The sequence below is a fragment of the Pseudomonas frederiksbergensis genome (assembly GCF_003732275.1).
GTDB lineage: Bacteria > Pseudomonadota > Gammaproteobacteria > Pseudomonadales > Pseudomonadaceae > Aquipseudomonas > Aquipseudomonas frederiksbergensis_H.
This window is the reverse complement of record NZ_MOBM01000016.1, coordinates 1-2,903: the sequence shown is the minus strand read 5'-3', so window position 1 is coordinate 2,903 and position 2,903 is coordinate 1. Positions and strand designations below refer to the sequence as shown.

General features: G+C 60.2%; 3 protein-coding genes. All 3 read right to left on the bottom strand.

The genetic code is table 11. The features are described 5' to 3' along the window. Nucleotides 1–1,394, bottom strand: a 1,394-nt coding sequence (locus tag BK662_RS13210) for an NAD(P)(+) transhydrogenase (Re/Si-specific) subunit beta (protein WP_148057931.1), incomplete at its 3' end; no start/stop codon positions are given. Next, on the bottom strand, nucleotides 1,394–1,717 hold the full coding sequence (locus tag BK662_RS13205) for an NAD(P) transhydrogenase subunit alpha part 2 (RefSeq protein WP_003196446.1): 324 nt from the start codon (nucleotides 1,715–1,717) through the stop codon (nucleotides 1,394–1,396). The genes BK662_RS13205 and BK662_RS13210, both read right to left, overlap by 1 nt. A 15-nt stretch (nucleotides 1,718–1,732) precedes the next feature. Continuing rightward, nucleotides 1,733–2,854 carry a Re/Si-specific NAD(P)(+) transhydrogenase subunit alpha gene (locus tag BK662_RS13200; protein WP_123358427.1) on the bottom strand — a complete coding sequence of 374 codons (1,122 nt, stop codon included), beginning with the start codon at nucleotides 2,852–2,854 and terminating at the stop codon, nucleotides 1,733–1,735. Nucleotides 2,855–2,903 lie beyond the last annotated feature (49 nt).

Below are 2,903 nucleotides of genomic sequence, written 5' to 3'. Positions count from 1 at the left end.
TCGCCAAACACCATCATGGTCTTGTCCAGGTAGAACAGCTCGTTATCCAGACCGGCATAGCCGCTGGCCATCGAGCGCTTGTTGACGATGATGGTCTTGGCTTTGAACGCTTCCAGAATCGGCATGCCGGCAATCGGCGATTTCGGATCGTTCTTGGCCGCCGGGTTAACCACGTCGTTGGCGCCGAGCACCAGCACCACGTCGGCCTGACCGAACTCGGAGTTGATGTCTTCCATCTCGAACACCTGGTCGTAAGGCACTTCGGCCTCGGCCAGCAATACGTTCATGTGGCCAGGCATCCGACCCGCAACCGGGTGAATCGCATACTTCACGGTCACACCACGGTGGGTCAGCTTCTCGGTCAGCTCTTTCAATGCGTGCTGCGCGCGAGCCACCGCCAGGCCATAGCCCGGAACGATGATCACAGTGTCGGCGTTGGTCAGCAGGAAGGTGGCGTCGTCAGCCGAGCCGGATTTCACCGGGCGGGCTTCTTTCGAGCCTGCCGGGCCAGCGGCATCTGCTATGTTGCCGAAACCGCCGAGCAACACGTTGAAGAACGAACGGTTCATCGCCTTGCACATGATGTACGAGAGAATCGCACCGCTTGAGCCCACCAGGGAGCCGGCAATGATCAGCATCGAGTTGTTCAGCGAGAAGCCGATACCCGCTGCTGCCCAGCCGGAGTAGCTGTTGAGCATCGACACGACGACGGGCATGTCGGCACCGCCAATCGGGATGATGATCAGCACGCCCATCACGAAGGCCAGGGCCAGCATCAGGGCAAACGCGCTGAGATTGCCGGTCAGCATGAAGGTGACGCCCAGTGCCAGCGTCGCCATACCCAGCAGCAGGTTCAGCTTGTGCTGGCCAGCGAACTGTACCGGTGCGCCCTGGAACAGGCGGAACTTGTACTTGCCCGACAGCTTGCCAAACGCGATCACCGAACCGGAGAAGGTGATTGCACCGATGGCAGCGCCGAGGAACAGTTCCAGGCGGTTGCCCGCCGGAATCGAATCACCCAGCTGTTTAACGATGCCCAGAGACTGCGGCTCGACCACCGCCGCGATGGCGATGAACACTGCGGCCATACCAATCATGCTGTGCATGAAGGCGACCAGTTCCGGCATCTTGGTCATTTCAACGCGTTTGGCCATGATCGAGCCGGCAGTGCCGCCGACCAGCAGACCCACGATGACGTAACCGATGCCGGCAGTAGCAAGCTCAGCGCCCAACTTATAGATGAGGCCCACGGTAGTGAGGATCGCCAGGGCCATGCCGAGCATGCCGTACACGTTGCCGCGTCGCGATGTGGTCGGGTGCGACAGGCCTTTAAGGGCCTGGATGAAGCAGATCGACGCGATCAAGTAGAGCGTCGTTACAAGATTCATGCTCATTACTTGGGCGCCTCTTCTTTTGCGGCTTTCGGGGCTTTTTTCTTGAACATCTCAAGCATCCTGCGGGTCACCAGGAAGCCACCAAACACGTTCACCGCCGCCAGAGCCACCGCCAGGGTGCCCATGGTCTTGCCCAATGGCGTCACGGTCAAAGCCGCGGCGAGCATGGCGCCGACGATGACGATCGCCGAGATCGCGTTGGTCACCGCCATCAGAGGCGTGTGCAGTGCAGGCGTAACGTTCCACACCACGTGATAACCGACATAAATCGCCAGCACGAAGATGATCAGGTTGTAGATACCGGGGGAGATAAGCTCTTCCATCGTCTGAATCCCTGCTTAGGCGTTTTTGCGGATGACTTGGCCGTCGCGGCACATCAGGCACGCGGCGACAATGTCGTCTTCGAGGTTCACTTCAAACTGGCCTTCTTTGTTGAAGACCAGCTTCAGGAAGTCCAGCAGGTTGCGCGCGTACAGCGCCGAAGCATCGGCCGCGACTGCGCCGGCCAGATTGGTCGGGCCGCAAATGGTCACGCCATTCTCGACGACCACCTGATCGGCCACGGTCAGCGGGCAGTTGCCACCCTGGGCTGCCGCGAGGTCGATGACCACCGAGCCGGGCTTCATCTGCGCCACGGTTTCGGCGCTCAACAGTGTCGGCGCCTTGCGGCCCGGGATCAGTGCGGTGGTGATGACAATGTCAGCCTGCTTGGCGCGTTCATGCACGGCCAAGGCCTGGCGCTGCATCCAGCTGGCCGGCATGGGGCGTGCGTAACCGCCGACACCGACGGCGCATTCGCGCTCTTCATCGGTTTCGTACGGCACATCGACGAATTTCGCACCCAGAGATTCGATCTGTTCTTTCACGGCAGGACGCACGTCGGACGCTTCGATGACTGCCCCCAGACGTTTCGCCGTGGCAATCGCCTGCAAACCGGCTACGCCGGCGCCAAGAATCAGCACACGCGCCGCTTTCACGGTGCCCGCAGCGGTCATCAGCATCGGCATGAAGCGTGGATAGTAGTGAGCAGCCAGCAACACGGCTTTATAGCCGGCGATGTTCGCCTGGGAGGACAACACATCCAGGCTCTGAGCGCGGGAGGTGCGCGGCGCAGCCTCCAGTGCGAAAGCGGTAATGCCGCACTCAGCCAGCTTGGCAATGGTTTCATTGCTGAACGGATTGAGCATGCCCACCACAACGGTGCCGCTCTTTATCAGCGTCAGTTCGCTGTCGCTGGGGGCGACCACCTTGAGAATCAGCTCTGCGCCAAATGCATCATTGGCACTGCCAATGGTCGCGCCTGCCGCTTCATAAGCACTGTCGACAACGCTGGCGTTAATACCGGCGCCGCTTTGCACAGTGACTTTATGACCCTGGCCGATCAGCTTCTTGATGGTTTCCGGGGTTGCAGCAACCCGTGTTTCACCCGTCTGGGTTTCGAGAGGAACACCAATGTGCACGTCAAATCTCCTGCGTGATCTTATTGAGTAAACCCAGGCACTGCGGATG